The sequence below is a fragment of the Catellatospora paridis genome (assembly GCF_009720365.1).
In the GTDB taxonomy this organism is placed as follows: Bacteria; Actinomycetota; Actinomycetes; order Mycobacteriales; family Micromonosporaceae; genus Catellatospora; species Catellatospora paridis.
The window spans coordinates 53,264-76,010 of the sequence record NZ_ML769314.1; the positions used below are offsets into that span (position 1 = coordinate 53,264).

The 22,747-nt window shown below is 72.5% G+C and carries 24 protein-coding genes; 12 read left to right on the forward strand and 12 right to left on the reverse strand.

The window, feature by feature from the left end; genetic code table 11:
* Positions 1-118: 118 nt before the first annotated feature.
* The 3 genes from F9C41_RS09340 to F9C41_RS09350 all read right to left on the reverse strand — a co-directional run bounded on the left by F9C41_RS09340 (position 119) and on the right by F9C41_RS09350 (position 2,987).
* Positions 119-1,045 carry a phytanoyl-CoA dioxygenase family protein gene (locus F9C41_RS09340; RefSeq protein ID WP_155386311.1) on the reverse strand — a complete coding sequence of 309 codons (927 nt, stop codon included), beginning with the start codon at positions 1,043-1,045 and terminating at the stop codon, positions 119-121.
* A gap of 173 nt (positions 1,046-1,218) precedes the next feature.
* On the reverse strand, positions 1,219-2,079 hold the full coding sequence (locus F9C41_RS09345) for a hypothetical protein (protein WP_155386312.1): 861 nt from the start codon (positions 2,077-2,079) through the stop codon (positions 1,219-1,221).
* Between the two features lie 89 nt (positions 2,080-2,168).
* Entirely contained in the window at positions 2,169-2,987 is an 819-nt protein-coding gene (locus tag F9C41_RS09350; protein ID WP_155386313.1) for an enoyl-CoA hydratase-related protein, read from the reverse strand.
* 17 nt (positions 2,988-3,004) lie between these two features.
* Here F9C41_RS09350 and hemW point away from each other — a divergent pair, with 17 nt between their 5' ends.
* Positions 3,005-4,219, forward strand: coding sequence for a radical SAM family heme chaperone HemW (gene hemW / locus F9C41_RS09355; protein ID WP_155386314.1), 1,215 nt, complete (start codon positions 3,005-3,007; stop codon positions 4,217-4,219).
* Between the two features lie 5 nt (positions 4,220-4,224).
* Here hemW and F9C41_RS09360 read toward each other — a convergent pair whose 3' ends face one another.
* On the reverse strand, positions 4,225-4,743 hold the full coding sequence (locus F9C41_RS09360) for a DUF4870 domain-containing protein (protein ID WP_155386315.1): 519 nt from the start codon (positions 4,741-4,743) through the stop codon (positions 4,225-4,227).
* A gap of 228 nt (positions 4,744-4,971) precedes the next feature.
* Between F9C41_RS09360 and hrcA the strand changes: the two genes are divergently transcribed.
* From hrcA to F9C41_RS09375, 3 genes are all read left to right on the forward strand, one after another.
* Positions 4,972-5,994, forward strand: coding sequence for a heat-inducible transcriptional repressor HrcA (gene hrcA, locus F9C41_RS09365; protein ID WP_155386316.1), 1,023 nt, complete (start codon positions 4,972-4,974; stop codon positions 5,992-5,994).
* A 42-nt stretch (positions 5,995-6,036) separates the two neighbouring features.
* Positions 6,037-7,167 carry a molecular chaperone DnaJ gene (dnaJ, locus tag F9C41_RS09370; RefSeq protein ID WP_155386317.1) on the forward strand — a complete coding sequence of 377 codons (1,131 nt, stop codon included), beginning with the start codon at positions 6,037-6,039 and terminating at the stop codon, positions 7,165-7,167.
* Positions 7,168-7,257: 90 nt separating this feature from the next.
* A complete protein-coding gene (locus tag F9C41_RS09375) occupies positions 7,258-7,992 on the forward strand; it encodes a 16S rRNA (uracil(1498)-N(3))-methyltransferase (RefSeq protein WP_155386318.1) in 735 nt (244 codons plus the stop codon).
* A gap of 129 nt (positions 7,993-8,121) precedes the next feature.
* On the opposite strand, the gene F9C41_RS09380 is transcribed toward F9C41_RS09375, so the two are convergent.
* Positions 8,122-8,886 (reverse strand): SDR family NAD(P)-dependent oxidoreductase, encoded by a 765-nt coding sequence (locus F9C41_RS09380; RefSeq protein WP_155386319.1) that lies wholly within the window; start codon positions 8,884-8,886, stop codon positions 8,122-8,124.
* 23 nt (positions 8,887-8,909) lie between these two features.
* Between F9C41_RS09380 and F9C41_RS09385 the strand changes: the two genes are divergently transcribed.
* From F9C41_RS09385 to F9C41_RS09410, 6 genes are all read left to right on the forward strand, one after another.
* Positions 8,910-9,263 (forward strand): histidine triad nucleotide-binding protein, encoded by a 354-nt coding sequence (locus tag F9C41_RS09385; protein WP_155386320.1) that lies wholly within the window; start codon positions 8,910-8,912, stop codon positions 9,261-9,263.
* Between the two features lie 10 nt (positions 9,264-9,273).
* Entirely contained in the window at positions 9,274-10,650 is a 1,377-nt protein-coding gene (locus F9C41_RS09390) for a serine hydrolase domain-containing protein (protein WP_155386321.1), read from the forward strand.
* Positions 10,651-10,796: 146 nt separating this feature from the next.
* Complete coding sequence (locus F9C41_RS09395) at positions 10,797-11,840, forward strand: PhoH family protein (protein ID WP_155386322.1); 1,044 nt, start codon at positions 10,797-10,799, stop codon at positions 11,838-11,840.
* 16 nt (positions 11,841-11,856) lie between these two features.
* Entirely contained in the window at positions 11,857-12,408 is a 552-nt protein-coding gene (gene ybeY / locus F9C41_RS09400) for an rRNA maturation RNase YbeY (RefSeq protein WP_155386323.1), read from the forward strand.
* 40 nt (positions 12,409-12,448) lie between these two features.
* Complete coding sequence (locus F9C41_RS09405) at positions 12,449-13,765, forward strand: hemolysin family protein (protein WP_155386324.1); 1,317 nt, start codon at positions 12,449-12,451, stop codon at positions 13,763-13,765.
* Complete coding sequence (locus F9C41_RS09410) at positions 13,758-14,111, forward strand: cytidine/deoxycytidylate deaminase family protein (protein WP_155386325.1); 354 nt, start codon at positions 13,758-13,760, stop codon at positions 14,109-14,111. Before F9C41_RS09405 ends, F9C41_RS09410 begins: the two co-directional genes overlap by 8 nt.
* Before the next feature lie 86 nt (positions 14,112-14,197).
* Here the strand turns inward: F9C41_RS09410 and F9C41_RS09415 are convergent, their stop codons facing one another.
* Genes F9C41_RS09415 through F9C41_RS09425 form a run of 3 tightly spaced genes read right to left on the reverse strand, consistent with a single transcriptional unit; the run spans position 14,198 to position 17,240 of the window.
* Positions 14,198-15,007: a sugar phosphate isomerase/epimerase family protein gene (locus F9C41_RS09415; protein ID WP_155386326.1), complete on the reverse strand. Its 810-nt coding sequence runs from the start codon at positions 15,005-15,007 to the stop codon at positions 14,198-14,200.
* Entirely contained in the window at positions 15,004-16,098 is a 1,095-nt protein-coding gene (locus F9C41_RS09420; RefSeq protein WP_155386327.1) for a dihydrodipicolinate synthase family protein, read from the reverse strand. Before F9C41_RS09420 ends, F9C41_RS09415 begins: the two co-directional genes overlap by 4 nt.
* Positions 16,095-17,240, reverse strand: coding sequence for a Gfo/Idh/MocA family protein (locus F9C41_RS09425; protein ID WP_155386328.1), 1,146 nt, complete (start codon positions 17,238-17,240; stop codon positions 16,095-16,097). Before F9C41_RS09425 ends, F9C41_RS09420 begins: the two co-directional genes overlap by 4 nt.
* Positions 17,241-17,377: 137 nt before the next feature.
* On the opposite strand from F9C41_RS09425, the gene F9C41_RS09430 reads away from it, so the two are divergent.
* Together F9C41_RS09430 and F9C41_RS09435 are read left to right on the forward strand one after the other, a co-directional pair.
* Positions 17,378-18,403, forward strand: coding sequence for a LacI family DNA-binding transcriptional regulator (locus F9C41_RS09430; protein WP_155386329.1), 1,026 nt, complete (start codon positions 17,378-17,380; stop codon positions 18,401-18,403).
* Between the two features lie 93 nt (positions 18,404-18,496).
* Complete coding sequence (locus F9C41_RS09435; RefSeq protein WP_155386330.1) at positions 18,497-19,777, forward strand: hypothetical protein; 1,281 nt, start codon at positions 18,497-18,499, stop codon at positions 19,775-19,777.
* Positions 19,778-19,905: 128 nt separating this feature from the next.
* Here the strand turns inward: F9C41_RS09435 and F9C41_RS09440 are convergent, their stop codons facing one another.
* From F9C41_RS09440 to F9C41_RS09455, 4 genes are all read right to left on the reverse strand, one after another.
* Complete coding sequence (locus F9C41_RS09440; protein ID WP_155386331.1) at positions 19,906-21,195, reverse strand: delta-60 repeat domain-containing protein; 1,290 nt, start codon at positions 21,193-21,195, stop codon at positions 19,906-19,908.
* A 69-nt stretch (positions 21,196-21,264) separates the two neighbouring features.
* Positions 21,265-21,651 (reverse strand): hypothetical protein, encoded by a 387-nt coding sequence (locus tag F9C41_RS09445; protein WP_155386332.1) that lies wholly within the window; start codon positions 21,649-21,651, stop codon positions 21,265-21,267.
* Positions 21,648-21,836 (reverse strand): hypothetical protein, encoded by a 189-nt coding sequence (locus F9C41_RS09450; RefSeq protein WP_155386333.1) that lies wholly within the window; start codon positions 21,834-21,836, stop codon positions 21,648-21,650. Before F9C41_RS09450 ends, F9C41_RS09445 begins: the two co-directional genes overlap by 4 nt.
* 47 nt (positions 21,837-21,883) lie before the next feature.
* Positions 21,884-22,717, reverse strand: coding sequence for a phosphoribosylaminoimidazolesuccinocarboxamide synthase (locus F9C41_RS09455; RefSeq protein WP_155386334.1), 834 nt, complete (start codon positions 22,715-22,717; stop codon positions 21,884-21,886).
* Between the last annotated feature and the right edge of the window lie 30 nt (positions 22,718-22,747).

The window sequence follows — 22,747 nt, forward strand, 5'->3', positions numbered from 1 at the left end:
CGGCGCGCCTACCCGCCTGCCCGCCCCCCCCGCCCCCCCCGCGCGCCCGGGCCGCGAGATGCGGCCCGGCCTCTCTGCTTCGTTCAGTCGCCGATCGAGGCGGCTGTTCCGTCGGTGCTCAGCGCAGCCAGGGGACGTTGCGGTCCAGCAGACCGCGCTCTTTGAGCTCGGCACGCAGCGGGATCGTGTCGTCGATCCAGCCGCCCTCGCCGACGCCCCACATGTTCTGCACCTTCAGGTTGCCGAACGCCTCGCCGATGAGCTGACGCTGCACGGGGGTCAGACCGGCGTACCACGCGGACTCGCGGTCGACCGGCATGTCGTCGACCGGGCGGATCCAGCGGTAGGTGTAGCTCATGAAGAGCATCTTGCGCGTCACGTCCGAGCGGTTGCGCGAGCGCGAGTGCCACAGGCGGCGGTCGAAGATGAACGCGTCACCCGGCTTGGCCAGCCACGGCACGGCGCCCTCGGGGCCCTTGGCGATCTCCGCCGGGTCCGTCGGCCGGTACATGTGGTTGTTCAGGTGCGAACCCGGGATGCACAGGGTCTGCCCCCGGCCCGGCTCCGAGATGTCGCTGAGCACGATGGCGACCTTGATGGACAGCATCGGCCGCGGGACGTCGCCGTAGTACGGCGCGTAGTACTCCGCGTCGGAGTTCTGCCGCCAGCCGTCCTGGTGCCACTCCCAGCGAGGGGTCTCGTCCTCCTCGTACGGCGGGTTGACGTCGAGGTGGTTGTGCTGGGAGTAGATGTTCCAGCCGGCCAGACCCCAGACCCAGCGGAAGGTCGGGGAGTAGTCGAGCATCCGGGCGAATGCGGGGCTGTGGCTGACGGCGCCGAGCAGGTGCAGGGAACCGGTCTTGTCGATGTGACCGGTGTCCTTGTTCTCCACGTACAGGCGATCGGCCTCGGCCTGGAGTTCGGCCACGATCTCGGGGCTGACGACACCGGGGAGGTGCTTGTACCCGTTCTCGTGGAATTCCTTGCGCTCGGCGTCGGTGAGCGGCGCGTAGTCCGTCGCCGGCTCCTGAGAGGTGATGGTCATGTCCTCCCCTTGCGTCCTTCCAGACTTGGGCACAGTCGAAGGCAGGATCGGGGCGCGCGACTTGGGGGGTGGCGTGCCGGGATGAGCAACCTTCGCGAACGAGTGCCGATACTAACTCGCGTTCCCGAGTGACGTCGTCGCGCGGGGACCGATAAAGCGGCTTGCCACCAGGGTCACCCGCCCGCGACGGCCTGGGCCACCACCTGTTCGGCCACTTTCTCGGCGCTCGACCACGCCCTGTCACCAGCGGACCACTGCTGGTCGGCGTAGGTCACCCGGGTGACCCCGGTGAGTGGGGCATGGGCCACCAGCCAGTGCGCGAACTGCCAGCCCGTCTTGCTGTTCGCGGCCGGCACGCGCAGCGCCGTGCCCTCGATGACCACGCCCTTGGCCTTCGTGCCGAAGTCGGCCTTCATGAGGTCGGCGAGCACCGTCGACGTCGCGGCGTCGTCGGCGTCCGGACCATAGGTGTCGCAGGTCACACCGCCGGCCTGCTGGCCGGTCAGCACCTTGGCCAGCACGGTGGCGTCGTCGGCCCACTTCTCGTACGCCTCGGGGTAGGCCGACCGCTGCACCCGCTGGGCGGCATCGGTGACGCGCATCTTCTGCCAGCCCTTGACCTTGGTCAGGCTCGTGTAGAAACGCCGGGCCGCGTGCCGCGGGTCCATGATCTGCGTGGCGGTGCCCCAGCCCTGGCTGGGCCGCTGCTGGAACAGACCGAGCGAGTCGTGGTCGTTGCCCTCGCCCAGGTGCTCCAGGTTGCGCAGCTTCGACTCCTGCAGGGCGGTGGCCAGCGCGACCACCACCGCGCGATCGGGCACGTTGCGGCCGATGCCGACGGCGGCGATGGTCGCCGCGTTGGCCATCTGCTCGGGGTCCAGGCTCACCTCGCCGTCGGCGCGCGCCACGCACTTGGGCGCGCCCAGCCGGGGCAGCTCCAGCTTGCCGTCGACCTGCTGCCGGGCCAGGTAGCCGCCGACGCCGAACACCACGACGAGGATCACCAGGACGGTCAGCACATGCCGGCCCTTCACGGCGGCCTCCTCGACGTCGATGCGGTCGGCGGGGCGCCTTCCGGTTCTCCCGGAAGGCGCCCTCCTGCCGCAGGCTCGTTCAGGCCACCCTACGGTGTGCCCGCCCCCGTGGCACCGTGCTCGTCGGGCCGCGGAACCCAAGCGGCATCCCGTTTCTCCCGGAATGCGGCGACTCCTTCCCGGCCTTCCGTGGAGCCGAAGAAGCGCAGCGAGATTTCCGACAGGTGGGCCAGCTCGGCGTCGAGTTCCGGCTCCGGGCGGCGGCGCAACAGCTCCTTCGTGGTCGCCAGCGACGCGGGGGCGCCCCGGACGAGGCTGTCGCACCAGCGCGACACGATGGCGTCCACGTCGTCGTCCGGTGCGGTCGCGGTGACCAGGCCGATCGCTGCCGCGCGGGCCCCGTCGAAGACGTCGCCGGTCAGGTACAGCTCCGCGGCGGCACGCGGAGCCAGCCGCGGCAGCACCGTGGCCGAGATCAGCGCGGGCACCACGCCCAACCGCACCTCGGTGAAGGCGAACGTGGCCTTGCCCGCGCACACCGCCAGGTCGGCCGCGGCGATCAGGCCCAGCCCGCCCGCCCGCGCCGGTCCGCGCACCGCGGCCACCACCGGCTTCGCCGAGCTCGCCACCGCGCCCAGCACGTCACCGAGCAGCGCGGCCGGCATCTGCCCCGACTTCGCCGCGGCGGCGGTCTCGGCGAGATCGGCCCCGGAGCAGAAGACCGGACCGGTGTGGTCGAGCACGATCACCCGGACCCGCTCGTCGGCGTTCGCCTCGGCGAGCGCCGCCAGCAGCTCGGTCATCAGCCGCTGCGACAGCGCGTTGCGGTTGTGCGGGCTGTCGAGAGTGATCGTGGTTACGCCGCGGGCGTGGGTGACCCGGACGAGGTGGGAGTCAGGTGAGGACATGAGGGCAGACTAGAGCCGTGGCCCAGCTTCCCGATGGTGAACCCGTCCCCGACGACGGCACTCTTCCCGGCTCCGCGCTGGCCGACGTCGGCGGACGCGGCTTCGGCGTGTACCTGCACGTGCCCTTCTGCGCCAGCCGCTGCGGGTACTGCGACTTCAACACGTACACCGCCTCGGAGCTGGGCGGCGCGGACACCGAGGGCTACGTCGAGGCGGTGCTGGCCGAGCTGGCGCTGGCGGCGAAGGTGCTGCCCGCCCCGCCGCGGGTGGACACCGTCTTCGTAGGCGGCGGCACGCCGACCCTGCTCAAGCCGGCCCAGCTCGGGCGGATGCTGGAGGCGGTCGACCGCACCTGGGGCCTGGCCGCCGGGGCGGAGGTGACCACCGAGGCCAACCCGGAGTCGGTGGACCCCGCCTCGCTGCGGGAGCTGCGCCGGGCCGGGTTCACCCGGATCTCGCTGGGCATGCAGTCGGCCGCGCCCGGGGTGCTGCGCATCCTGGACCGCAAGCACACCGCCGGACGCGCCCCGGCCGCCGCGACCGAGGCGCGCGAGGCCGGGTTCGAGCACGTCAACCTGGACCTGATCTACGGCACGCCGGGGGAGACCGAGGACGACTTCGCCGCCTCGCTGGCCGCCGTGGTGGGGGCGGGCGTGGACCACGTCAGCGCGTACGCCCTGATCGTGGAGGACGGCACCCGCCTGTCGGCCCGGATCCGGCGCGGGGAGCTGGCCTCCCCGGACGACGACGTGGCCGCCGACCGCTACCTGGCGGCCGAGGCGGCGCTGTCCGCCGCCGGGCTGGGCTGGTACGAGGTCTCCAACTGGGCCGCCGACGACGCGGCGCGGTGCGCGCACAACCTGCTCTACTGGCGCGGCGGCGACTGGTGGGGCCTGGGGCCCGGCGCGCACAGCCACGTCGGCGGGGTGCGCTGGTGGAACGTCAAGCACCCGGCGCGGTATGCGGCCCGGCTGGCCGAGGGCCTGTCCCCGGGCCTGGGACGCGAGGTGCTCACGAACGAGCAGCGCCACACCGAGGACGTGCTGCTACGGCTGCGCCTGGTAGAGGGCCTGCCGCTCGACGTGCTGGACCCGGCGGGGCGCGCCGCGGCGGGGCAGGCGCTGGCCGACGGGCTGCTGGAGTCCACCGCGTACACGGACGGCCGCGCGGCGCTGACGCTGCGCGGCCGTCTCCTCGCGGACGCGGTGGTCCACTCCCTGCTGGCCTGGTGAACTGCTTACTTGACCAGCTTCAGGAACGTCATCGGGTACGTGTACAGCTGGCCCTCGTTGGCCTTGATGCCGGCGAGCACGCCGAAGACCACGCCGACCACGGTCGCGGCGAGCGCGATGAAGATCGGGATGATCAGGCAGCTGAGGATCCAGCAGACGATCGAGACGATCGAGATGCCGATCTGGAAGTTCAGCGCCTCGACCGCGTGCGCGCGGGCCGTGGGCGACTTCGGGCCCTGCACGAGCAGCGCGATCAGCGGGGCGACCCAGCCGCCGCCGCCCGCGCCGAGCAGCGCGCCGGCCGCGCCGCCGAAGTGGGCGACCAGGGCCCAGGTCTTGTCGTCGTTGTTGGCGAAACCGGCCGGCGCGACGTTGCCGGCGACCGGCGGCGGGCCGTAGCCGCCGGGGGCGGACGGCGGGACGGACGCGGGGGCCGACGGCGGCGCTGCCGGGGCCGGCGGCTCGTAGGAGGGGGCCGAAGGAACCGGCGGCTCGGAGGAGCCGGGCGGGGTGGGTTCACTCATGCCCGCCAGGCTAGGTGTGTGGATCAATCGGCGCCAGTCAACACCCGTGACCGATAGGCGACACTCTGCGAACCGAATGGACGAATTCACCGGGCGCCACTAAGCCGATGACTGCGAGCGGTGTCGGATGCCGCGCGGTGTCGACCCCGTCACCACGCCTATGCCGTCCGGGTGACGGCCCACGTAGACTGGCACTCACTCACGACGAGTGCCAGCCGGGAGGTGCGTATGGGTCTGGATGACCGCAAGCTCGAAGTGCTGCGTGCCATCGTCGAGGACTACGTCTCGACGCAGGAGCCCGTCGGGAGCAAGGCGCTGGTCGAACGGCACGCCCTGGGCGTGTCGTCGGCGACCGTGCGCAACGACATGGCCGTCCTCGAGGAGGAGGGCTACATCCGGCAGCCGCACACCTCGGCCGGCCGGGTGCCGACCGACCGCGGCTACCGCCTGTTCGTCGACCGGCTGTCGCGGGTCAAGCCGCTCTCCCCGGCCGAGCGCCGGGCGATCGAGCGTTTCCTGGTCGGCGCGGTCGACCTCGACGACGTCGTGCACCGCGCGGTGCGGCTGCTGGCGCAGCTGACCCGCCAGGTCGCCGTCGTGCAGTATCCGAGCCTGACCCGCTCCTCCGTACGCCATCTGGAACTGGTCCCGGTCTCCACCACCCGGCTGCTGCTGGTCATGATCACCGACACCGGTCGCGTCGAGCAGCGCGTCGTCGAGCTGCCCGGCCCGGTCGAGGTCGAGGAGATCACCGAGCTGCGCCGCACCCTCAACGCGACCCTGGTCGGCGTGAAGCTGGTGGACACCCCGCCGTTGGTGCAGGGCCTGGTGGAGCGGGCCGAGCCGCAGGCGAAGGCAACCATGAGCACGCTGGTCAGCGTCCTGCTGGAGACCCTCGTCGAACGGCACGAGGAGCGCCTCGCGCTGGCCGGCACGTCGAACCTGGCCCGGATGGGTCCGCTGGACCTGACCACCGGCGCGCTACGGCCCATCCTGGAGGCGCTCGAGGAGGAGGTCATCCTGCTCAAGCTCTTCGACGAGGTGAAGTCGGGTGCGGCCCGGGTGCGCATCGGCGACGAGAACGAGGTCGTCGACCTGCGGGCCACCTCGGTGGTCAGCACGGGCTACGGTCCGGGCGCGACCGTCGTCGGCGGGATGGGCATCGTCGGCCCGACCCGCATGGACTATCCCGGCACCATCGCCACCGTTCGCGCCGTCGCGCGTTACGTCGGCGAGATGCTGGGACATTGATTCCGAATTTCCTGTTGTTGCTGAACGAGGCTTGAGGACAGCGTGGCCAAGGACTACTACGGCATTCTCGGCGTTCCCAAGGACGCCGACGCCGACGACATCAAGCGGGCTTACCGCAAGCTCGCCCGTCAGTACCACCCGGACGTCAATCCGGACCCGGCCGCGGCGGAGAAGTTCAAGGACATCAACAACGCGTACGAGGTGCTGTCCGACGACCAGAAGCGGCGCATGGTCGACCTGGGCGGCGACCCGCTCGCGCCGGGCGGAGGCGGCGCGGGTCCGGGCGGCCCCGGCGGCGGCCCGTTCGTCGGCTTCCAGGACATCATGGACGCCTTCTTCGGCGGCAGCGGCTCGCGCGGCCCGCGCCCGCGCACCCGGCCCGGCGCCGACGCGATCCTGCGGCTGGACCTCGACCTGTTCGAGACCGCGTTCGGCGTCGAGGCGCCGATCACCGTGGACACCGCGGTGCTCTGCACCACCTGCTCCGGCGCGGGCACGGCGGCGGGCACCCACCCGCAGACCTGTGACACCTGCGGCGGCCGCGGCGAGGTGCAGTCGGTGCAGCGCACCTTCCTGGGCCAGGTCGTGTCGTCGCGTCCCTGCAACGCCTGCCAGGGCTTCGGCACCACCATCCCGCACCCGTGCCCGACCTGCGCCGGCGACGGCCGGGTCCGCACCCGGCGCAGCCTGACCGTGAAGATCCCGGCCGGCGTCGAGGACGGCATGCGCATCCGGCTGGCCAACCAGGGCGAGGTCGGCCCCGGCGGCGGCCCGTCCGGCGACCTGTACGTGGAGATCCACGAGCGGGCCCACGACGTGTACGCGCGCAAGGGCGACGACCTGCACTGCAAGGTCACCGTCCCGATGACCGCCGCCGCCCTGGGCACCCGCCTCACCATCAAGACCCTGGACTCCGAGGAGCAGGTGGAGGTCAAGCCCGGCACCCAGCCGAACTCCACCCTGCGCATCCGGGCCAAGGGCGTGCCGCACCTGCGCGGCGCCGGCCGCGGCGACCTCTTCGTGCACCTCGACGTCCGCACCCCCACCCGCCTGGACGGGGAGCAGGAGCGCATGCTCCGCGAGTTCGCCCGCCTCCGCGGCGAGGAGGTCGCCGAACTCTCCAAGCAGGGCGGCTTCTTCTCCCGAGTCCGCGACGCCTTCAACGGCCACTGAGAGTTTTCCCGCGTTGATCATGAACTTATGGCACGGGTCGACGGCGTGTCGGTGCCATAAGTTCATGATCACCATTGGAGGGTGTGGCACGTGAGCGCGCCGCTGTTTCTGGTCGACGAACTGCCGGGTGAGGGCCTCTACACGCTGGGCGGGGCGGAGGGCCACCATGCCGCGACCGTGCAGCGGCTGCGGGTGGGCGAGGCGCTGCTGCTCGCCGACGGGCGGGGCGGCGTGGCGTCCGCGGTGGTCCGGGCCGTCGGCAAGGGCGCGCTCGACGTCACCGTCACCGATCGGCGGTACGCCGACGCGCCCGACCCCCGCCTGCTCGTCGCCCAGGGCATCGCCAAGGGCGACCGGGGCGAGCTGGCCGTGCAGGCGATGACCGAGGTCGGCGTGGACGAGATCCTGCCCTGGGCCGCGTCCCGCAGCGTCGCCCAGTGGCGCGGCGACCGGGGCGCGAAGTCCCGCGAGAAGTGGGCGGCGGTGGCCCGCGAAGCCGCCAAGCAGGCCCGCCGCACCTGGCTGCCGGTGGTCGGCGGCGACCCCGACCTGTCCACGAAGCAGTTGACCCAGCGCCTTTCGGCCGCGTCAGCCGCGTTCGTGCTGCACGAGGAGGCGACCGAGCGGCTGTCGCAGGTCGAGTTGCCCGCTGCCGGGGAGATCGTGCTGGTCGTCGGCCCCGAGGGCGGGATCGACGACGCCGAGCTGAAGACGTTCACGGCGGCCGGTGCGGTCGCGGTGCGCCTGGGCGACAACGTGCTGCGCACCTCGACGGCCGGTGTCGCGGCCCTCAGCGTCCTCGCCACCCGCCTCGACCGCTGGTGACCCCACCCGCCTGACCGGTGCCGTCTTGATCGCTCGACTTGCCAGGCAAGTGGGCGAAAGCGCGCTCAAGATACGCACACCTGACCGGCAAGTCGAGTGATCAAGGCTGGGCGGGGCGGGGACGACGGGTCAGCGGAGGTGGGAGGCGCCGTTGAGGTCGAGGACGGCGCCGGAGGCCCATTCGGCGGCGGGGTCGGCGAGCCAGAGGACGGCGGCGGCGATCTCCTCGGGGCGGGCGACCCGGCCGAACGGGCTCTGTGCGGCGTGCTCGGCCCCCCGGGGGACCTTGTAGGAGGCGTTGGTCTCGTCCTCCTGGACGTAGCCGGGGGCGACCGTGGCGACGCCGATGCGGTACGGGGCCAGCGCGACGGCGAGGGACTGGCCCATGGCGTGCAGGCCGGCCTTGGCGGCGCCGTACGCGGGCTGGCCGGGCTCGCCGCGGTAGGCGCCGCGCGAGCCGACGTTGATCACGCGGGCGGGCGGGGAGCCCGGGGGGCGGCCCAGCATGTGCCGGACCGCGCAGTAGGTGACGTTCGCGGGGCCGGTCAGGTTCACCGCGAGCGTGCGTGCCCACAACTCCTGCCACTCGGTGTAGGAGACCCCGGTGATCGGGTGCGGGTACGCCTGCCCGGCATTGTTGACCAGCACGTCGAGCCCGCCCAGCGCCTCCGCGGCGGCGTCGACCATCGCGGCGACGGCGGCCGGGTCGGCCAGGTCCGCCCGTACCACGGCATGTCCTTCGCCGGGCAGCGAGGCTCGCAGCGACTCGGCGAGGTCGGCGGAGTCGCGGTGGTGGATCGCGACCCGGTCGCCGCGGGCGGCGAACGCGGCCGCCACGGCCCGGCCGACGCCGCGCGACGCTCCGGTCACCAGCACCGCACGTGGCTTTGACATGAGGTGAGCCTACGATCTGTCTCGTGACCGTTGCCGACTGCCTGTTCTGCCGCATCGTGACGGGGGAGATCCCCGCGACGGTGGTCGTCGAGACCGAGCGCACCCTCGCGTTCCGGGACATCGCGCCGAAGGCCCCCACCCACGTCCTGGTGATCCCCAAGGAGCACTACGCGGATATCGCGTCGCTGGCCACGGACAATCCAGGGCTGGCCGGCGAGGTGCTGGGCACCGTCGCCGACGTGGCCACCGCCGAGGGCCTGGCCGGCGAGGGCTTCCGGGTGATCTTCAATACCGGCGCGTCGGTGGGGCAGACCGTGTTCCACGCGCACGCGCACGTGCTCGGCGGTGTCGACATGGACGGCGACCTCACCGGGTAGTCTCGCCGCCGTGGCAGACCTGAACCGCACTCTCGAACGCCTGGTCCGCGCCGTACAGGCCGAGGCCCGGGTGCCCGCTCTCAGCGTGGCGCTGCGCCGCGACGACCGCCCGCTGTGGACCTTCCAGGTGGGCGGGTCCGGCAATCCCGGCGCGCCGCTGGACGCCGACACCCCGTTCCGGATCGGGTCGATCACGAAGACCTTCACCGCGGTGCTGGTGCTGCAAGCCCGCGACGCGGGCCTGCTCGACCTCGACGACCCGATCGGCGCGCACCTGGACGTGCCCGCGCACGGCGGGCTGACGATCCGGCGGCTGCTGTCGCACACCGCGGGCCTGCAACGCGAGCCGGTCGGCGACGTGTGGGACACGCTGACCCCGCCGGATCTGCCGGGCCTGCTCGACGACCTGGCCCGCACCGAGGCGATCCACCCTCCGGCGCGCCGCTTCCACTACTCCAACCTGGGCTTCGCGCTGCTGGGCCACCTGGCCGCGCGGCGGCTCGGCGGCGACTGGTGGGACCTGGTCGACGAGCGGATCTGCCGCCCGCTGGGCCTGTCCGCCACCACGTACGGCGCCCCGGCGCACGCCGCGATCGGCTACCTCGTCGACGAGTACTCCGACCACGCCCGGCCGGAGCCGCCGACCGACTTCGGCGCGGTCGGCCCGGCCGCGCAGCTCTGGAGCACCGCCGCCGACCAGGCCCGCTGGGCGGCGTTCCTGACCGACCCGGCGTCGGTGGACCCGGCCGGCGCGGTGCTGGCCGCGGCCACGCTCGCCGAGGCGCGCCGGCCGCTGACGCCGCGCAACGAGACGCTGTGGGAATCGGGCGTCGGCCTGGGCCTGATGCTGTGGCCGCGCGAGGGCCGCGTGCTGCACGTGGGCCACAACGGCGCGATGCCCGGCTTCCTGGCTGCCGCGTGCGGCCGTCACGGCGGTCCCGGCAACCCGGGGGGTATGGCCGCAGCCGTGCTGGCCTCCTCGGGCACCGCCTCGGCGATCATCGACCTGCCGCACCGGCTGATCGAGGAGGCGCTGGCCGCCGACCCGGTGGACGTCGCGCCGTGGGCCCCGGGCGAGCCCGCCCCCGAGCACCTGCGCAGCGTGCTGGGCCGCTGGTGGGGCGAGGGCTACGAGTACGTGTTCCGCTGGGCCGACGGCGCGCTGACCGGCCGCGGCGCGGACGACCCGGCCGACGCGCCCCCGGCGGTCTTCGCGGCGCTGCCCGGCGAGCCGGACGTGCTGCGTACCGTCTCGGGCCGGGAGGTGGGCGAGCGGCTGCGGCTGACCCGCGACGCCTCCGGTGAGGTGGTCCGCATGCACTGGGCGACCTACCGCTTCACCCGCCGCCAGGAGACCTTCGACGGGGTCTGGGTCAGCCGTCCCTGAGGTATCCCCCGCATGCCGAACCCACCACGCCGTCATAACCACTGGCGGCGATGGTGGGATCGGTGACTACGATAGGACCAGCGGGCGGCGACCTGAGCCGGTCCGGTGAGCACAGAGAGCGGGTGCGGAAGGCCCTCGGCCACCTTATGAGCATTGGTTCCTCTCCGAACGCGGTGCAGACGAAGATCACCGTGTCTGACCCGAGTGTCATGGTCCAGTTGCTGGGCACCGGCGACCGCGTGCTCAAGCTCATCGAGAAGGCCCTGTCCAGCGACATCCTGGTCCGGGGCAACGAGATCACCATCACCGGCCCGGCGGCCGAGAACGCGCTTGCCGAGCGCGTCTTCGGTGAGCTGCTGGAACTTATCGAGAAGGGCGAGCCGCTGACCGAGGACGCCGTCCGACGCACCGTCGGCATGCTTACCGATGAGGGCACCACCGAGCGGCCCGCCGAGGTGCTCACCCTCAACATCCTCTCCCGCCGCGGGCGCACCATCCGCCCCAAGACCCTCGGCCAGAAGAAGTACGTGGACGCGATCGACGCAAACACGATCGTCTTCGGCATCGGGCCCGCCGGCACCGGCAAGACCTACCTGGCCATGGCCAAGGCGGTCCAGGCGCTGCAGGCCAAGGAGGTCACCCGGATCGTGCTTACCCGGCCCGCGGTCGAGGCGGGCGAGCGGCTGGGCTTCCTGCCCGGCACGCTCAACGAGAAGATCGACCCGTACCTGCGCCCGCTCTACGACGCGCTGCACGACATGATGGACCCCGAGTCGATCCCGCGGCTGATGACGCAGGGCACGATCGAGGTGGCTCCGCTGGCGTACATGCGCGGCCGGACCCTCAACGACGCCTTCATCATCCTGGACGAGGCACAGAACACCACGCCCGAGCAGATGAAGATGTTCCTGACCCGGCTCGGCTTCAACTCCAAGGTCGTCGTCACCGGTGACGTGACGCAGGTGGACCTGCCCGGTGACCAGCGCAGCGGCCTGCGTGTCGTGCAGGAGATCCTGGACGGCCTGGAGGACGTGCACTTCTCCCGGCTTACCAGTGCCGACGTCGTGCGGCACCGGCTGGTCGGCGAGATCGTTGACGCATACGAAAAGTGGGACGAGAACCAGCAGCGCCAGACGCTGCCGGCGAACGTTCACCCCGTGCCGCGGCGCGGTGCGGGGCGACGCCGCTGACGACTAGGGAATCAGAGTGTCTATCGAGATCGCCAACGAGTCCGGGTTCGACGTCGACGCCGACAACATCGTCGCCGTCGCCCGGCACGCCCTGGTCCAGATGGGTGTCAACCCGCTCGCCGAGCTGTCGGTGCTGCTGGTCGACTCCGACTACATGGCGGAGCTGAACCACCGCTGGATGGACAAGGACGGCCCCACGGACGTGCTGGCCTTCCCGATGGACGAGGACACGATCGACCACGGCCCGTCGGAGTCCTCCGGCGGGCAGCCGTCGCTGCTCGGCGACATTGTGCTGTGCCCGGAGGTGGCGGCGTCGCAGGCGGCGCGGTACGGCTCCGCGGATCCCCGCATGCGCACCGGTGATAGCGTGCCGGAGGCGCCCGCCCCCGGGCTGCACGGTGACTACAGCACCACGGACGAGCTGAGCATGCTCACCATCCACGGCGTGCTGCATCTGCTCGGCTATGACCACGCCGAGCCGGAGGAGGAGCGGGAGATGTTCGCCCTGCAGGGCAAACTCCTGGACAGCTGGCAGGCTCGGGCAGCGGGCGGGGCGAGCGGATCATGAATCCTGCCCATACCGTTCCGGCTGAGGACGGGACAGCACGGTGACCGAGCTGGGCGGACTGCCCGACGGGCCGCTGCTGTGGTCGGCGGCCGGTCTGGTGGTGCTGGCGGGGCTGTTCGCGATGACGGAATCGGCTCTCGCCGTGATCTCTCCCGCCCGCGCGGCGGAGCTGAACCGCGAAGGCCTGCGCGGCGCTGCGGCGCTGCAGGCGGTGGCCGCCGACGCGGTACGCCACATCAACCTGCTCCTGCTGCTGCGGCTGCTGTGCGAACTGACCGCCACCACGCTGGTGGCCCTGGTCGCCGTCGACACCTTCGGGCCCGGCTGGACGGCCGCGCTGGTCACCGCCGGCGCGATGAGCGTGATCAGCTTCGTGGTGGTGGGCGTGGCCCCGCGCACCATCGGCCGTCAGCATGCGTACGAGGTGGGCCGTTACACCGCTCCGGTGCTGCGCTGGCTGGGCCGGGTGCTCGGCCCGCTGGCCAGCCTGCTGATCATCATCGGTAACGCGGTCACCCCGGGCAAGGGCTTCCGCGAGGGGCCGTTCGCCAGCACCCAGGTGGAGCTGCGCGAGCTGGTCGACCTAGCCGAGCAGCGCGGCGTCGTGGAGCACGGCGAGCGCGAGATGATCCACTCCGTGTTCGCGCTGGGCGACACCATCGCCCGCGAGGTCATGGTGCCCCGCACCGAGATGGTCTGGGTGGAGTCGAGCAAGACCGCCGAGCAGGCGCTCGCGCTGGCCCTGCGCTCGGGCTTCTCCCGGGTGCCCGTCATCGGCGAGTCCGTCGACGACGTGCTCGGCGTGGTCTACCTCAAGGACATGGCCCGCCAGGTGCAGGAGGGCGGCGCCGAGACGCCGGTCGAGCACCTGATGCGGGTGGCGGCGTTCGTGCCGGAGTTCAAGCCCGTCGACGACCTGCTGTCGGAGATGCAGGCGGCCCGCACCCACCTCGCCATCGTCATCGACGAGTACGGCGGCACCGCCGGCCTGATCACCATCGAGGACATCCTCGAGGAGATCGTCGGCGAGATCACCGACGAGTACGACGTCGAGCGGCCCCCGGTCGAGCGGCTGGAGGACGGCGCGGTGCGGGTGACCGGGCGGCTGCCGATCGAGGACCTCGGCGAGCTGTTCGACGTCGAGCTGCCCGCCGACGAGGTGGAGACCGTGGCCGGCCTGCTCGCCCAGGCGCTGGGCCGGGTGCCGATCCCCGGCGCGCGGGTGTCCGTGGGCGGGCTGACCCTGGTCGCCGAGGGCACCACCGGCCGGCGCAACCACATCGACACGGTGCTGGTCAAGCGCGAGGAACCCGCCGAGAAGACCACCCCCTCCGAAAGGCACATGGCAGATGTCTGACGTCACCCTCGAGTCGGTCTCGGCCGAGGACCGCAAGCTGCTCACCATGGCCCGCTCGGCCCGCGCCCGGATCGACGCGATCGAGGGCGCGGCGGTGCGCGACGGCGACGGGCGCACGTACACCGGGGTCAGCATCAGCCTGCCGTCGTTCTCGGTGTCGGCGCTGCGGCTCGCGGTGGCCTCGGCGGTCGCCGCGGGCGCGAGCTCGCTGGAGGCGGCGCTGGTGGTGACCGAGGCGTCGATGGTCGACAGCCAGGACCTGGCCGCCGTCCGTGACGTGACCACCGGCATCCCGGTCTACCTGGCCACCCCCGACGGCAGCATCGCCGCAGCCGGCACGGCCTGATTTCGCCGCTGGTCACCGCCCCGCAGAGTTAAGAAGGGCACCTTCTACAACGCTATGCGTTGTAGAAGGTGCCCTTCCTTTTGCTCTCAGACGGGGCCGAGGTGGGTGAGGTGGCGGTCTACGACGGTTTTGACGGTTTCGGCGGGGTCGGTGTCCCAGATGGTCTGGTTGAAGATCTCGACCTCGACGTGGCCGGTGTAGCCGGCGCGGAGCACCGCGTCGGTGATGGGTGCGAAGTCGATGTGGCCGTCGCCGACGTGGCCGCGGCCGAGCAGCATGTCGGCGGGCAGCGGGACGACCCAGTCGCAGACCTGGTAGGCCGAGATGCGGCCCTCGGCGCGGGTGATCTGGGTGAACAGCTGCGGGTCCCACCACACGTGGTAGGTGTCGACGACGACGCCGACCTCGTGCGGGGCGAACGGCTCGGCCAGGTGCAGCGCCTGCCCGAGGGTGGACACCACCGCCCGGTCGGCGCAGAACATCGGGTGCAGCGGCTCGATCGCCAGGCGTACGCCGAGGCTGCTCGCATACGGCACCAGCTGCTCCAGGGCGCGGGCCACGTGGGCGCGGGCCGCGGGCAGGTCCTTCGAGCCCTCGGCCAGTCCGCCGACGACCAGCACCAGCTCGGCGGTGCCGAGGTCGGCGGCCTCCTCGATGGCGCGCCGGTTGTCCGCCAGCCCCTCGGCCGAGCCGGTGGTGACGAAGCCGCCCCGGCACAGGCTGGTGACGGTCAGCTCGTACTGGTCGAGCAGCCGCTTGGCGGCCTTGGCCCCGCCCGCCGCCTCGACGACGTCCCGCCACGGGCCGATGCCGGTGATGCCGTTCTCGGCGCACAGCCGGGCGGCCTGGGCGAGCGTCGCCTTCTTGATGGTGGCGGTGTTCAGCGACAGCCTCATGCCGCGCCGTCCAGGTAACGCGCGAGCCGGTCCGCGGCCAGGTCGGGGTCGTCGAGCACGCCCGCCTCCCCGGCGAGGCGGTGCAGCTCCAGCAGGTGGTCGCGGGAGCGCGAGTGCTCCTGCCCGCCCACCATGACGAACCGCTCCTGGTGCCCGTTGAGCCAGGCCAGGAACACGATGCCGGTCTTGTAGTGGTAGGTCGGCGTGCCGAAGATGTGCTTGGCCAGCGGCACGGTCGGGTCGAGGATCGCGCGGAACCCGGCGGTGTCACCGGCGTCCAGCAGTTCCAGCGCCTTCGCGGCGGGGACCGCGATGGCGTCGAAGATGCCCAGCAGCGCGTCCGAGTAGCCGACCTCGTCGCCCGCGATCAGCTGCGGGTAGTTGAAGTCGTCGCCGGTGTAGAGGCGTACGCCGTCGGGCAGCCGCCGACGGATCGCGACCTCGCGGGCCTCGTCCAGCAGGGACACCTTGATGCCGTCGATCTTCGAAGCGTTGGCGTGGATCAGCTCCAGCGCGCTCTCGGTCGCCGCGTCCAGGTCGGCCGCGCCCCAGTAGCCCGCCAGCGCCGGGTCGAACATGTCGCCGAGCCAGTGCAGGATCACCGGCTGCTCGGCCTGCGCCAGCAGCTTGCCGTAGACGGCGTGGTAGTCGGCGGGGCCGGTGGCGGCCGCGGCCAGCGCTCGTGACGCCATCAGGATGACCTTCGCACCGGCCTCCTGCACCACGTCGAGCTGCTCGGCGTACGCGGCCTCGATGGCGGCCAGGCCGTGCGCGCCGGGGGCGAGCTGGTCGGTCCCCGCGCCGCAGGCCAGCCGCCCGCCGACGGACTTGGCCTCGGCGCCGCTGCGCCGGATCAGCTCCGTGGTGGCGGCCCAGTCCAGGCCCATGCCGCGCTGTGCGGTGTCCATCGCGTCGGCGATGCCCAGGCCCAGCGACCACAGGTGGTGCCGGAACCGCATGGTCGCGTCCCAGTCGACGACCGCCGGGCGGCCCGCCCCGTTGTCGGCGGCCGGGTCGGCGACGACGTGCGCCGCGGCGTAGAAGACCCGGCTGCGGGCGGCAGCCGTGCCCTGCTCGGCAGGCGCGCTCACAGGTCGCCGACCAGGATCTTGCGGCCCTCGCGGGCGGACTGCAGGCCCAGCTCGGCCAGCTGCACGCCACGGGCGCCCGCGTAGAGGTCGTGGCCGTACGGCGCGTCGGCGACCACGTACGCCAGGAACTCCTCCCACTGTCGCTTGAAGCCGTTGTCGTAGGTGTCGTTCTCCGGCAGCTCGCTCCACTGGTCGCGGAAGTCGTGGCTGACCGGCAGGTCGGGGTTCCACACCGGCTTCGGGGTGGTGGCGCGGTGCTGGATGCGGCAGTTGCGCAGGCCGGCCACGGCGCTGCCCTCGGTGCCGTCGACGTGGAAGGTGACCAGCTCGGTGCGGTCCACGCGGGTGGTCCAGGAGCTGTTGACCGAGGCGACGATGCCGCCCTCCAGCTCCAGCACGGCGTACGCGGCGTCGTCGGCGGTGGCCGGGTAGGCCTTGCCCTGCTCGTCCCAGCGCTGCGGGATGTGCGTGGCCATCTGCGCGTAGACCGAGCGCACCGGGGCGATCACGTGGTCGAGCACGTAACGCCAGTGCGGGAACATGTCGAGGATGATGCCGCCGCCGTCCTCGGACCGGTAGTTCCAGCTCGGACGCTGCGCGGTCTGCCAGTCGCCCTCGAACACCCAGTAGCCGAACTCGACCCGCACCGACAGGATGCGGCCGAAGAAGCCCGACTCGACCAGGCGGCGGAGCTTCAGCAGGCCGGGCAGGTAGAGCTTGTCGGCCACCACGCCGTGCTTGATGCCCGCGGCCTGCGCCTCGTCGGCCAGCGCGACGGCGTCGGCCAGCGACTCGGCGGTCGGCTTCTCGGTGTAGATGTGCTTGCCCGCGGCGATGGCCTGGCGCAGCGCGGCGACGCGGGCGGTGGTCACCTGTGCGTCGAAGTAGATCTCGTTGCTCTCGTCGGCCAGGGCCGCGGCCAGGTCAGTGGTGTAGCGGGTGAGTCCGTGCAGCTCCGCGAGCTGCTCCAGCTTCGCCGCGTTGCGGCCGACGAGCACCGGCTCCGGCCACACCACGGTGCCGTCGGCCAGCGCCAGGCCGCCCTGCTCGCGGATGGCGAGAATGGACCGCACCAGGTGCTGGCGGTAACCCATCCGGCCGGTGACACCGTTCATGACGATGCCGACAGTTCTGCGGTCCATGCTCGTACCTCTCGGTCTGGCAGGTCGTGACGCGGGCACGACCTGTCGGGATCGGGGGAGGCCGCCGCTCGCGAGGAGCCGCGGCGAAGGGTGGGGGTGGAAAGCGCTTTCCGCCTGCGAGGCGGTACCCTACGCCCATGCCTCGAACCTCGTCAACCAGAGCGCCCGGCGGCGCCGTCACGCTGCAGCAGGTCGCCACGGCGGCCGGTGTCTCGCTGGCCACCGCGTCCCGCGTGCTGCACGGCAGCGGCGGGCGCAAGGTGGCCGAGGCGCTGGCCGAGCGGGTCACCACGGCTGCCACCGAGCTGCGCTACGTCGCGCACGCCCCGGCGCAGTCGCTGGCCCGCTCCCGCAGCACCGTCGTCGGGGTGCTGGTGCACGACATCGCCGACCCCTACTTCGCCGCCATCGCGGCCGGCGCGATGGACGTGGCCCGCGAGTACGACCTGATGGTGCTGGTGGCCAACACCTTCCGCGATCCGGGGCTGGAGCGCGACTACCTGGCCCGGCTGCGCGCGCAGCGGGCCCGCGCGGTGCTGCTGGCGGGCTCGGCGTTCGTCGGCGAGCCGTTCGCCGAGGAGGTGGCGGCGTTCGCCGAGTCGGGTGGGCGGGTCGCCGCGATCGGCGCGCACGGCACCGGCATCGACACCGTCGAGCCCGACCAGTACGGCGGCGGCCGCCTCATCGCCGAGCACCTGGTGGGACTGGGCCACCGCGAGATCGGGGTGATCACCGGCCCGGCCGGCCTGGCCACGGTCGCGCAGCGGCTGGCCGGGTTCACCTCCGTGGTGGCCGCTCCCCGGCTGGTCCACGCAGACTTCACCCGCGAGGGCGGCCGCGCGGCGACCCACGAGCTGCTGGGCCGCCACCCCGAGGTGACCGCGGTCTTCGCGCTGAACGACCTGATGGCGGCCGGGGCCCTGGCCGCCCTGCGGGAGCTGGGCCGACCCGTGCCGGAGCAGGTCTCGGTGGCAGGCTTCGACGACCTGCCCGTCGCGACCGACCTCACGCCGGCGCTGACCACGGTGCGTCTGCAGCTGGCCGACATCGGGGCGCGGGCGATGCGGCTGCTGCTCGACGACGAGCCCGGCGGCCGACTCGTGCCGGCCCCGGCAGAGCTGGTGGTACGTGACAGCACCGGGCAGGCCAGCAGGCTGCACTGAGATCCCAAATTTCCCAAATAATCTGATTAGTCCGGTTTGAGGCGAATAACCGCGGGTAGTCCCTGGGCTGCGTCGAGCTCAGTGGAGGTATGCATGCGACGTCTCAACTTCCGACTCATCCGGCCGGGAAACCGACCACTCGCCGCCTGCGGGATGGCAGTGCTCACCTTCGGGATGGCGCTGGTGTTCGCGGGGACCGACCTCGGCGGCCAGCCCGCGAAAGCGTGGGCGAACGCGCCCGTCGACATCCTGCCGGCGAACGTCGGCTTCACCGCGGCGGCGTTCGAGAACCACGTCTGCGATCCGGCCTTCGGCGGCGGGCCGCTGTCCGGTCAGGACGTCTGGGTCTTCAAGCTGCCCGGTGACCAGGCCAAGACGGGCGACTTCATCAGCGTCAGAGCCACGTTCACCACGCCCGAGGGCACCGAAGAAACCGCGGTCGTCCCCGCCGAGGGCGGCGGTGTCGTGCTGCGGGCGAACACCAGCAAGGCCTGGGTGGCCCTGCCGGAGGGCTGGACCCTCACCGGGGCCAAGGCCGAGATCACCGGCACCGCACCGCTGTTCGTGCTGGCCCGCACCTGCCCGGCCGAGGGCACGGTCACGCCGCCGGTCGCACCGGACCCCGACCCGTCGGCCACCGCCGAGCCGGACCCGTCGTCCAGCGCCGACCCGCACCCGTCGCACTCCGCCAACCCGGACCCGTCGGACACTGCCAACCCGGACCCGTCGGACAACCCGAACCCGGACCCGTCTGCTTCCGCGGCGCTCTTGCCGTCGGGCGCACCCGAGCCGTCTGTCGCGCCGTCGGGTGCGCCAGAACCCTCGGTCGCACCGTCGGTGCTGCCCGAGCCCTCGGTCGCGCCGTCGGTAGCACCCGAGCCCTCGGCACCGCCGTCCGGTCGGGCGAAGCCGGCGCACGTCAGCTCGGCGCTGGGGCTGTCCCCCTCGGCGGACCCGGTGGAGCCGCCGATCGTGGATCCGTCTGCGCCGCCGTCGGACCCGATCGTGGACCCGTCTGCGCCGCCGGTGGACCCGATCGTGGATCCGTCGGCCCCGCCGGTGGATCCCATTGTGGATCCGTCTGCGCCGCCGTCGGACCCGATCGTGGATCCGTCGGCCCCGCCGGTGGACCCGATCGTGGATCCGTCGGCCCCGCCGGTGGACCCCATTGTGGACCCGTCTGCGCCGCCGTCGGAGCCGATCGTGGACCCGTCCGCGCCGCCCGTGGACCCGATCGTCGACCCGTCGGCCGCGCCGGAGCCGTCCGCTCCGCCGGTGGCCCCGGGGCACCGACCGCGCCCGGCCGAGCCCGGCCCGCATGTGGCGACCGCCCTCATCGGTCTGTGGGACGACCTGGTCGCCTGGTTCCGCTGAGGCCTGGTGGCCCGAAGCCCGAAGCCCGAGGCGGCGGGCGATGAGGCACTGAGGCTCGAGGCCCCGTCTGCGCCGACCCACGCGGCGCGGACGGGGCCTCGTCCGGTGTGGTGCCGGACCGGTGTCGCTCAGGCGGGCGCGGCGACCGGCGGGTACGGGAACAGGCCGATGCGGGCGTGGTACTCGCGGGCCAGTTCGTCGGTGTCGGAGCCGACCAGCAGGCCCTGCGGGCTGAGCACGAAGGCGCGTACGCCCTGGCCGCGGCTGCGGGTGGGATTCCAGTCCAGGGCGCGGCCGGTGACCGGGTCGAGCGCGGCGATGCCGGGCCGGTCCACCGCGCCGGGGCCCTTCGTCTTCTGCCCGTACGTGTTGTCCTGCCAGAGCTGGTGCCCGCCGACGTACACGGCCGGACCGGTGGCGGCCACGGCGTACAGGGAGTGGCCGCCGGTGTGGTTGATCCAGGTGGGGTGGTGCTCGCCGGATCCGGCGCTCTCGAACCGGGCCGCGGCGGTGCAGGGCAGGTCCGGCCCGGAGTCGTGGCCGGTGGTGACCACCACGAAGTAGGAGCCGTCGGGGGAGTGGTCGATGCCGCGCACGTAGCTGTCGAAGCGGGCGTCGCAGCGGTCGACGCCGTAGAAGGCGGTGGACCAGTCGCTGACCACGGCCTGCGGGCCGGTGACGTCGAGGCTGACCAGCTGCTGGCGGTCCAGGCCCTGCACGCGGGCGAAGTTTCCGATCACGACGAGCCGGGTGCCGTCGGGGGACAGGCTCATCGCCTCGGCGCGGGGGTAGTTCGCGACCGCGTCCGAGAGCCCGGCGTCGAAGCCTTCGTCGAGGCGGCCGGACAGGGCGTCGACCCTGGCCAGCCCGGCGCGCGGCACGCCGTTGACGGAGCGGTAGTAGCCGCCGACGTAGAGCGTGCCGGCCGACACCGCGAGCGTGCGCACGTCGCCGTCGACCGGGGCGTAGAAGCCGCGGTGCAGCCGGCCGGTGGCCAGGTCGAGGCGGGCCAGCGAGCGGCGGTTCCGGCCGTTGACCTTGGTGAAGTCGCCGCCCACCAGCAGGCTGCCGTCGGGGCCCTCGGCGAGGGCGTAGACCGGCCCGTCCAGTTCCGGCGCGAAGTCGGTGATCTGGCCGTCGGACAGGCGGAACGCCATCAGGTGGCGGCGGTTCACCGCGGCTCGGCGGTGCGCGTCGGTGGTGGCGTTGAAGTTCCCGCCCACCACGACCGTGTCGCCGATCAGGGCCATGGCCCAGACCTGCCCGTCGGTGACGTGCGGGGTCCAGTCCACCGGATTCGTGGAGACGACCTGGGGCACCGGTGGCCCCACGCCCGCGTCGGCTCCGGCCACCGCGGGCGCGGGGCCGCCGAGCAGGACGGACGAGATGACAAGCGACACGCCGAGCAGAGAACGCATGTCTCTATGATCGGTGTGATATGGCTCTTATGTGAAGAAATGCGACAAAATCTAAAAACGCGTTCGGGTTCACACTTCGCGCAGCAGGTCAGCGCCGAGGATCTTGCCCGCGAGCGAGGGTTCGGTGGTCATCAGCGGCACCCGCAGCACCGCCGCGAGCAGGCAGGCATGGGCCAGGCCGAGGGTGCCCAGGTGTTGGGCCAGGCCGCCGACGGCCTGCGCGTCCCCGGCGCTCAGCGGGACGACCTCGACCTGCGGCAGCGTGCGCAGCACGTCCAGCATCGGCTCGTCGGCGCGGTCGGCGGCCCAGTACGCCTCGCTCAGGCACAGCGCGGGCACCAGTGCGGTGAACCCGCCCGCCTCCAGGCCCGCCAGCGCGGCGCTGACGGTCAGGCTGTCCGCGGCCACGTAGCGCCGGATCGCGCCGGTGTCGAGGATGCGGCCGGCCGGTTTCACCGGGCCTTCCGCTGCAGCCGAGCCAGCACGGCCTCGTAGCAGGCCTCCTGCTCGGCGATCCACTCCGGATCGTTGCGGCGCTGCTCTTCCAGCTCCAGCTGGGCGCGGAACTCGTCGAGCAGCTCCTGCGGGATGTCCGGCAGGCCGAGCCGCCGCCGGGTCTCCAGGTAGGTCTCGCGCGCCATACCGCCAGGCTAGCTCGGTCCTCGCGGGCCGGGCAACGACCGTCGGGTCAGGACCAGGCCAGACCGGTGAGCCGCTCGTACGCCTCGATGTAGCGGGCCCGGGTGGCCGCGATGATGTCCTCGGGCACCTCGGGGGCGGGAGGCGTCTTGTCCCAGCCGGTGCCGACCGCCCAGTCGCGCACGAACTGCTTGTCGAAGCTGGGCTGCACCCGGCCGGGGGCGTATCCGTCGGCGGGCCAGAAGCGGGAGGAGTCGGGGGTGAGCACCTCGTCGCCCAGCACCAGCGTGCCGTCGGCGGCCCAGCCCAGCTCGATCTTCGTGTCGGCCAGGATGATGCCCCGCTCGGCGGCGATGTCCCGGCCTCGGGCGTACACGGCGAGCGTGATGTCGCGCAGCCGTGCCGCGGTGTCCGCGCCGACCTTGTCCTCGACCTCCGGATAGGTCATCGGCAGGTCCTTCTCGCCGACCGGGGCCTTGGTCGAGGGCGTGAACACCGGCTCGGCCAGCCGCGACGCCTCGGTCAGCCCCGCCGGCAGCACCACTCCGGACACGGAGCCGCCCGCCTGGTACTCCTTGAGACCGCCGCCGGTCAGGTAGCCGCGCGCCACGCACTCCACCGGCACCATGGTCAGCGAGCGGCAGCGCACCGCGCGCCCGGCGAACTCGGCGGGCACGTCGTCGCCGGAGATGACGTGGTTCGGCACGATGTCCTTGAGCTGCTCGAACCACCACAGCGAGAGCTGGGTCAGCACCCGTCCCTTGTCCGGCACCGGCGTCGGCAGGATCACGTCGTAGACCGAGAGCCGGTCCGATGCCACCAGAATGATGTCCGCGCCGTCGCGGTAGACGTCCCTGACCTTGCCCGAGTGCAGCAGCTCCACGGAGATCACCGTACCGGAGCCGGGACGCCC

Excerpts from the sequence above, each read along its gene's own strand:
- F9C41_RS09435 (WP_155386330.1), top strand. The coding sequence starts at position 18,497 with ATGCGACGTCTCAACTTCCGACTCATCCGGCCGGGAAACCGACCACTC.
- F9C41_RS09410 (WP_155386325.1), top strand. The coding sequence starts at position 13,758 with ATGTCTGACGTCACCCTCGAGTCGGTCTCGGCCGAGGACCGCAAGCTG.
- F9C41_RS09380 (WP_155386319.1), bottom strand. The coding sequence starts at position 8,886 with ATGTCAAAGCCACGTGCGGTGCTGGTGACCGGAGCGTCGCGCGGCGTC.
- F9C41_RS09350 (WP_155386313.1), bottom strand. The coding sequence starts at position 2,987 with ATGTCCTCACCTGACTCCCACCTCGTCCGGGTCACCCACGCCCGCGGC.
- hrcA (WP_155386316.1), top strand. The coding sequence starts at position 4,972 with ATGGGTCTGGATGACCGCAAGCTCGAAGTGCTGCGTGCCATCGTCGAG.
- F9C41_RS09360 (WP_155386315.1), bottom strand. The coding sequence starts at position 4,743 with ATGAGTGAACCCACCCCGCCCGGCTCCTCCGAGCCGCCGGTTCCTTCG.
- F9C41_RS09430 (WP_155386329.1), top strand. The coding sequence starts at position 17,378 with ATGCCTCGAACCTCGTCAACCAGAGCGCCCGGCGGCGCCGTCACGCTG.
- F9C41_RS09450 (WP_155386333.1), bottom strand. The coding sequence starts at position 21,836 with ATGGCGCGCGAGACCTACCTGGAGACCCGGCGGCGGCTCGGCCTGCCG.
- F9C41_RS09425 (WP_155386328.1), bottom strand. The coding sequence starts at position 17,240 with ATGGACCGCAGAACTGTCGGCATCGTCATGAACGGTGTCACCGGCCGG.
- F9C41_RS09395 (WP_155386322.1), top strand. The coding sequence starts at position 10,797 with ATGAGCATTGGTTCCTCTCCGAACGCGGTGCAGACGAAGATCACCGTG.
- F9C41_RS09340 (WP_155386311.1), bottom strand. The coding sequence starts at position 1,045 with ATGACCATCACCTCTCAGGAGCCGGCGACGGACTACGCGCCGCTCACC.
- F9C41_RS09415 (WP_155386326.1), bottom strand. The coding sequence starts at position 15,007 with ATGAGGCTGTCGCTGAACACCGCCACCATCAAGAAGGCGACGCTCGCC.
- F9C41_RS09440 (WP_155386331.1), bottom strand. The coding sequence starts at position 21,195 with ATGCGTTCTCTGCTCGGCGTGTCGCTTGTCATCTCGTCCGTCCTGCTC.